The following is a 6,576-nucleotide window of genomic DNA, read 5'->3' as shown; positions in this document are numbered from 1 at the left end:
TCGCTTTTCGCTGCGGCGCGGGGTGTGCATATTACGCTTTCCCGCTTCAGAGTCAAGCGTTTATTTTCGCTTTTCTCTGCTGACCCGGCGGCGTGCGTGCCGTTGTTCCGTGTCAGTGGAGGCGCATTATAGGGAGTTATTCTTAAGTGACAAGCACAAAATACAAAAAACTTTTCGTTCGCTCACTTTTCAAACTTAACGCTTATTTAAGTCGCGAATTGCCCGTTAAATGCGCGATTTCCCGAGCGAAACTGGCCACCTGCGACCAGTCGGTATAAACCACTTCTTTACGTGTATCGGTTTCGCCCCCCGTCATCTTCATAATCAGGCGGATCATGAAGCGGTCATACCAGCGATAGCGAGGGTAGCGCAGCGCGCCGGCAAAAACGGCGCACAGGTCAGGCTGCCACGGCGAGCTGAGTAAAAACTTGCGCGTGTAGCTGTTGGTCTGCGGCGTACGCTTCTCGGCTTTACGCGCGACCAGATTGACCGAGTAAAACGCACCGGGCAATTTGCTGAGCACCGCCGTGTGCTTTTTCACAAAGCGATCCAGCGCCGGATGGAAATGCCCATAACGGATTGACGCGCCAATCACCACGCGGTCGTAATCCTGCCAGGCAATCTGCTCTGCGCGATTCAGGTTTACCACATCCGAGTAAATACCCAGCTCTTTTAATTCCGACGCCAGATACGCGGCAATCTCACGCGTTTGTCCATCTCGGGTAGAGAAAAGAATCAGTGTTTTCATCAACGGCTCCTTACTCGCGCCAGAATGTAGGGGTGAACAGCACCAGTAGCGTAAAGACCTCAAGACGACCAAACAGCATATTGGCGATGAGGATCCATTTCGCGACCGGGTTCATGCTGGCAAAGTTATCCGCCACAACCCCCAGGCCAGGACCGAGGTTGTTCAATGTTGCTACGACGGACGCAAAGGCAGAGAAATCATCCACCCCCGTCGCGATGATCGCCAGCATACTGACGATAAAGACCAGCGCATACGCCGAGAAGAATCCCCACACCGCTTCGAGGATACGTTCCGGCAGCGCGCGGTTACCCAGTTTGATGCTGTAGACCGCGTTCGGGTGGACCAGACGTTTTAGCTCACGGTTGCCCTGCTTGAACAGCAGCAGAATACGAATCACCTTCAGGCCACCGCCCGTGGAGCCCGCACAGCCGCCGATAAACGCGGAACACAGCAGGAGCACCGGCAGGAACAGCGGCCAGCGCGCAATACTGTCCGTAGTAAACCCGGCGGTCGTCGCCATCGAGACCACCTGGAAGAACGCCTGGTTTAGAGTCGTCAGCGCCGAGTTATAAACGTCGTGGAACCACAGCACCAGGGTACAGATGATGACCAGCGTAAGCTGGACACCAATAAACATGCGGAACTCCGGATCGCGCCAGTACACCTTCAGGCTGCGCCCGCTCAATAAAGAGAAGTGCAGGCCATAGTTACAGCCGGAGATCAGCAGGAAAATCGCAATGATGGTATTGATCGTTGGGCTGTCGAAGTAACCCACGCTGGCATCGTGGGTGGAGAACCCGCCGATGGCAATCGTCGCAAAGCTGTGTCCGATAGCATCAAAAGCAGGCATCCCGGCAAACCATAGCGCCAGCGCACAGGCAACCGTCAGCAAGACATAAATCAGCCACAGGGTTTTCGCCGTCTCGGCAATACGAGGCCGCATTTTGTTGTCTTTCAGCGGCCCGGGCATTTCGGCGCGATAGAGCTGCATACCACCTACGCCCAGAATAGGCAGGATAGCCACGGCCAGGACGATGATCCCCATACCACCGAACCACTGCAGCATCTGGCGATAAAAGAGAATCGCGTGCGGAAGCGAATCCAGGCCCACCAGCGTCGTCGCCCCGGTGGTCGTTAAACCCGAGAACGATTCAAAAAAGGCATCCGTGATGCTCAGGTTAGGCTGTTCAGAGAAGATAAAGGGCAACGAACCGACGCTTCCCAGTACCGTCCAGAACAGGACCACAATCAGAAAGCCCTCGCGAGATTTCAGCTCACCTTTCTGCCGACGGTTTGGCCACCACAGCAGAGATCCAATCGCCAGCGCGACAAAGAAGGTCTGGGTAAATGCCCGCCCCGCACCGTCCCGGTAGATAAGCGCCACCAGTCCAGGGAGAATCATCGTCCCGGAAAAGAGTATGACCAGCAGTCCAACGATTCGGGTTATGGCACGAAAATGCATCTCTGCCGCTTCCTTTGGTATTCAAAAGTGAGGTGGGGATTATTCTTCAATCGGCAGCAATTGCAACGAACCACGACTAAAATCAGCCAGTTTTGCTGAAAAAGCAGCCAGTTCCGCCTGAGGAAGCGCCACGCGTAATTGCACCATTGCCTGATATTCACTGTGTGCGATGACCCCGTTAAACTGCTTCAGCAACGTTTCGATGCCGGATAACTGGGCGTAATCACACAGTAAAGTATATTCGGTGAGCGGCGTTTTGCGGGTCGTTATGAGTATATTCAGCGCCTGCTGAACCCCTCCGCCATACGCTTTAACCAGCCCACCCGTACCTAATAAAATGCCGCCGTAGTAGCGCACCACCACGGCGGTAATTTCACCCACGCCGCTGCCCATCAGCTGGGAAAGCATGGGTTTACCGGCCGTACCCGCCGGTTCACCGTCGTCGGAAAACCCCAATTGCTGCGAATCGTCCGGCGGCCCTGCCACCCACGCCACGCAGTGGTGGCGTGCGTCAGGATGCTCAGCCCGGACGGACTCGACAAACGCCTTTGCCGCCTCTACGCCGTCGGTATGCGCCAGCAGCGTAATAAAGCGGCTTTTCTTGATTTCCTCAACAAAGGTGACCGGTTCAGCCGGTATCAGCCAGCTTTCCATCAGGCCAGCTTCTGGTCTCGCGTCATGTTCTCGATACCGTTTTCGTGCACCACAACGTTATCTTCGATGCGAATCCCGCCAAACGGCTTCAGCGCGTCAATTTTTTCCCAGTTGAAGTGCTTGCTGAACTGACCTTCACGCCACGGCGCCAGCAGGGATTCGATAAAGTAGATCCCCGGTTCAATCGTCAGCACCATACGCGGCTCAAGAATACGGGTGCATCGCAGGTAAGGATATTTAGACGGTGCCGCCTGATGCGTACCGGTATCATCCTGCATAAAGCCCGCAACGTCGTGAACCTGCAGGCCCAGCGGGTGACCAATACCGTGCGGCATGAATGGCCCGGTCAGATCGTTCTCGACCATCGCCTCTTCGCTCATGTCTTTCACAATCTGGTGCTTACGCAGCAGCTTCGCGATGCGCTGATGGAACTGGATGTGGTAATCCACATAGCTGGTGCCCGCCTTCATGGTGCCAATTAGCGCCAGCTGTTCATCGTTCACGTCTTTAATCAGCTGCGCGAAATCGGTATCCGCATTTGCCGCCCAGGTACGCGTCAGGTCTGCCGCGTAACCGTTGTACTCGGCACCGGCGTCAAGCAGGAAGCTGCGCATCTCAGACGGTACACGGTGATCGAGTTTGGTGTAATGCAGGACGGAGGCATGCTCGTTTAGCGCAACAATATTGCTGTACGGCACGTCGGTATCGCGGTGGCCTGTCGCTGTCAGGTAAGCCAGGTTGATGTCGAACTCGCTCATACCCGACTGGAACGCTTCGTGTGCGGCGCGATGGCCATTCACCGCCGTTTTTTGCGCTTCACGCATGCAGTAAAGTTCGTAGTCGGTTTTATACGCGCGGTAATAGTGCAGGTAATCCAGCACCCCTTTCGGGTTCAGTTTGTCTGCCGGAATATCCAGGCCCAGCGCACGCTCCGGAACAGGGCCAATATAGCCGATGTTGCCGCGTGCGGCCGGCAGCTGGCTGCCAATACCGTCGGCTTTTGGCAGCGCAATGACATCCACTTCTTCCGTCCAGAAAGAGGTCGGCAGCGGCTCAACGTTGTGCCAGTAATCAACCGGCAGGTAGAACCACAGTTTCGGCTTGTTCACGCCATCCACCAGCAGCCAGCAATTTGGAACCTGAGTCACCGGCACCCAGGCTTTAAACTGCGGGTTGACCTTAAACGGATAAGCATGGTCATCCAAAAAAGTATTCATCAGCTCGCCAGAGTGGATCAACAGCGCATCCAGCTTAAAGCGGGCCAGTACATCGCGGGTACGTTCCTGTAGGGTAACGATATGATTTTTATAAAGCGAAGCCAGTGAGTCCATCATTCTTCCTTTCGTTTTTTTGACCTCAAGTCATCGCATCTTAGCACACCTCACTCCGGCTGCGTGATTTCCACCGACCGTGATCAATGCAGCAATTTCTTAATGAGTAATTTGCATTTTATTAACATAAATCCCACACTCCGACTCATCTGGTATGACCAGATCCACTTGATGGATTCAGGAGACTGACATGCTTTACAAAGGCGACACCCTGTACCTCAACTGGCTGGAAGATGGCATTGCCGAACTGGTGTTCGATGCCCCCGGCTCAGTGAATAAACTTGATACCGCGACGGTGGCCAGTCTTGGCCAGGCGCTGGATGTACTTGAAAAACAACCTGAATTAAAAGGGCTGCTGCTGCGCTCGAACAAAGCGGCCTTTATTGTTGGTGCCGATATCACCGAATTCCTGTCACTGTTCCTGGTACCGGAAGAACAGCTGAGCCAGTGGCTGCACTTTGCTAACAGCGTCTTTAACCGTCTGGAAGATCTGCCTGTCCCGACCATCTCCGCCGTTAACGGCTACGCGCTGGGCGGTGGCTGCGAATGCGTATTAGCCACGGATTACCGCCTGGCGACGCCGGACCTGCGCATTGGCCTGCCGGAGACGAAGCTGGGTATCATGCCGGGCTTCGGCGGCTCCGTGCGTATGCCTCGCATGCTGGGTGCCGACAGCGCGCTTGAGATCATTGCCGCAGGTAAAGACGTCGGTGCAGAACAGGCGCAGAAAATTGGCCTGGTCGACGGCGTCGTTAAACCAGAGAAGCTTGTTGAAGGCGCTGTCGCCATTTTACGTCAGGCGATTAACGGCGATCTCGACTGGAAAGCCAAACGCCAGCCGAAGCTGGAACCGTTAAAGCTCAGCAAGATTGAAGCCACCATGAGCTTCACCATCGCCAAAGGCATGGTGATGCAGACGGCAGGTAAACATTATCCGGCGCCCATCACCGCGGTAAAAACCATTGAAGCAGCGGCCCGCCTTGGTCGCGACGAAGCGCTGAAGCTTGAAAACCAGAGCTTTGTCCCGCTGGCGCACACCAATGAAGCTCGCGCGCTGGTCGGTATCTTCCTCAACGATCAGTTCGTGAAAGGAAAAGCCAAACAGCTGACCAAGAACGTTGAGACGCCAAAACACGCGGCGGTACTCGGCGCCGGCATTATGGGTGGCGGCATCGCTTACCAGTCGGCCTGGAAAGGCGTGCCGGTGGTAATGAAAGACATCAGCGAGAAATCCCTGACGCTGGGCATGACCGAAGCGGCCAAGCTGCTGAATAAACAGCTGGAACGCGGCAAAATTGACGGACTTAAGCTCTCCGGAGTGATTTCGACGATCCAGCCAACGCTGGAATACACCGGTTTCGACCGCGTGGACGTGGTGGTTGAAGCCGTGGTTGAGAACCCGAAAGTCAAAAAAGCGGTGCTGGCGGAAACGGAAGACAAGGTGCGTCCTGGCACCGTGCTGGCGTCTAACACCTCGACCATTCCGATTAGCGAACTGGCGAGCGTGCTGAAGCGTCCGGAAAACTTCTGCGGGATGCACTTCTTCAACCCGGTACACCGTATGCCGCTGGTCGAAGTGATCCGCGGGGAAAAAACCTCTGACGAAACCATTGCTAAAGTGGTGGCGTGGGCAAGCAAGATGGGTAAAACGCCGATCGTCGTTAACGACTGCCCGGGCTTCTTCGTCAACCGCGTACTCTTCCCTTACTTCGCCGGTTTCAGCCAGCTGCTGCGCGACGGCGCGGACTTCCGCAAAATCGACAAAGTGATGGAAAAACAGTTCGGCTGGCCGATGGGCCCGGCGTATCTGCTGGATGTGGTCGGCATTGATACCGCCCACCACGCTCAGGCAGTCATGGCGGCGGGCTTCCCGCAGCGCATGCAGAAAGATTATCGCGACGCAATTGACGCCCTGTTCGACGCCAACCGCTTCGGTCAGAAAAACGGCCTGGGCTTCTGGCGCTATAAAGAAGACAGCAAAGGCAAACCGAAGAAAGAAGAAGATGCCGTGGTGGATGGCCTGCTGGCCGACGTCAGTCAGCCGAAACGCGACTTCACCGACGATGAGATCGTCGCACGCATGATGATCCCGATGGTCAACGAAGTGGTGCGTTGCCTCGAAGAAGGCATCATCGCCAGCCCGGCAGAAGCCGACATGGCGCTGGTGTACGGCCTGGGCTTCCCTCCGTTCCACGGCGGCGCGTTCCGCTGGCTGGACACCCTCGGCAGCGCCCGCTATCTCGATATGGCTCAGCAGTATCAGCACCTCGGCCCGCTTTATGAGGTGCCGGAAGGGCTGCGCAACAAAGCGCGCCATAACGAACCCTACTATCCAGCAGTTGAGCCAGCCCGTCCGGTTGGCGAGCTGAAAACGGCTTAAG

Annotated in this window: 5 protein-coding genes; 1 reads left to right on the top strand and 4 read right to left on the bottom strand. The window is 55.8% G+C overall.

Going from position 1 to position 6,576, the window contains the following annotated elements:
* Positions 1-202 precede the first annotated feature (202 nt).
* From hemG to pepQ, 4 genes are read right to left on the bottom strand one after another with little or no spacing between them, the layout of a single operon-like run.
* Entirely contained in the window at positions 203-748 is a 546-nt protein-coding gene (hemG, locus tag M2433_RS23240; protein WP_047345430.1) for a menaquinone-dependent protoporphyrinogen IX dehydrogenase, read from the bottom strand.
* Between the two features lie 10 nt (positions 749-758).
* A complete protein-coding gene (gene trkH, locus M2433_RS23235) occupies positions 759-2,210 on the bottom strand; it encodes a Trk system potassium transporter TrkH (RefSeq protein WP_023309600.1) in 1,452 nt (483 codons plus the stop codon).
* Positions 2,211-2,249: 39 nt separating this feature from the next.
* The gene (locus M2433_RS23230) at positions 2,250-2,864 is read right to left on the bottom strand and encodes an IMPACT family protein (RefSeq protein ID WP_047345431.1); all 615 of its coding nucleotides are present in this window, start codon (positions 2,862-2,864) and stop codon (positions 2,250-2,252) included.
* Complete coding sequence (pepQ, locus tag M2433_RS23225; protein WP_429057827.1) at positions 2,864-4,195, bottom strand: Xaa-Pro dipeptidase; 1,332 nt, start codon at positions 4,193-4,195, stop codon at positions 2,864-2,866. The genes M2433_RS23230 and pepQ overlap by 1 nt, the downstream gene beginning before the upstream one ends.
* A 190-nt stretch (positions 4,196-4,385) precedes the next feature.
* Here pepQ and fadB point away from each other — a divergent pair, with 190 nt between their 5' ends.
* Positions 4,386-6,575 carry a fatty acid oxidation complex subunit alpha FadB gene (gene fadB, locus M2433_RS23220; protein WP_429057829.1) on the top strand — a complete coding sequence of 730 codons (2,190 nt, stop codon included), beginning with the start codon at positions 4,386-4,388 and terminating at the stop codon, positions 6,573-6,575.
* Position 6,576 lies beyond the last annotated feature (1 nt).

The sequence above is a fragment of the Enterobacter sp. AC1 genome (genome assembly GCF_050434705.1).
Lineage (GTDB): Bacteria > Pseudomonadota > Gammaproteobacteria > Enterobacterales > Enterobacteriaceae > Enterobacter > Enterobacter cloacae_L.
The sequence above is the reverse complement of the archived record's forward strand: the minus strand, read 5'-3'. Positions and strand labels throughout refer to the sequence as shown.

Coding starts and splice junctions, on each gene's coding strand:
- trkH (WP_023309600.1), bottom strand. CDS start 2,210: ATGCATTTTCGTGCCATAACCCGAATCGTTGGACTGCTGGTCATACTC.
- fadB (WP_429057829.1), top strand. CDS start 4,386: ATGCTTTACAAAGGCGACACCCTGTACCTCAACTGGCTGGAAGATGGC.
- hemG (WP_047345430.1), bottom strand. CDS start 748: ATGAAAACACTGATTCTTTTCTCTACCCGAGATGGACAAACGCGTGAG.
- M2433_RS23230 (WP_047345431.1), bottom strand. CDS start 2,864: ATGGAAAGCTGGCTGATACCGGCTGAACCGGTCACCTTTGTTGAGGAA.
- pepQ (WP_429057827.1), bottom strand. CDS start 4,195: ATGGACTCACTGGCTTCGCTTTATAAAAATCATATCGTTACCCTACAG.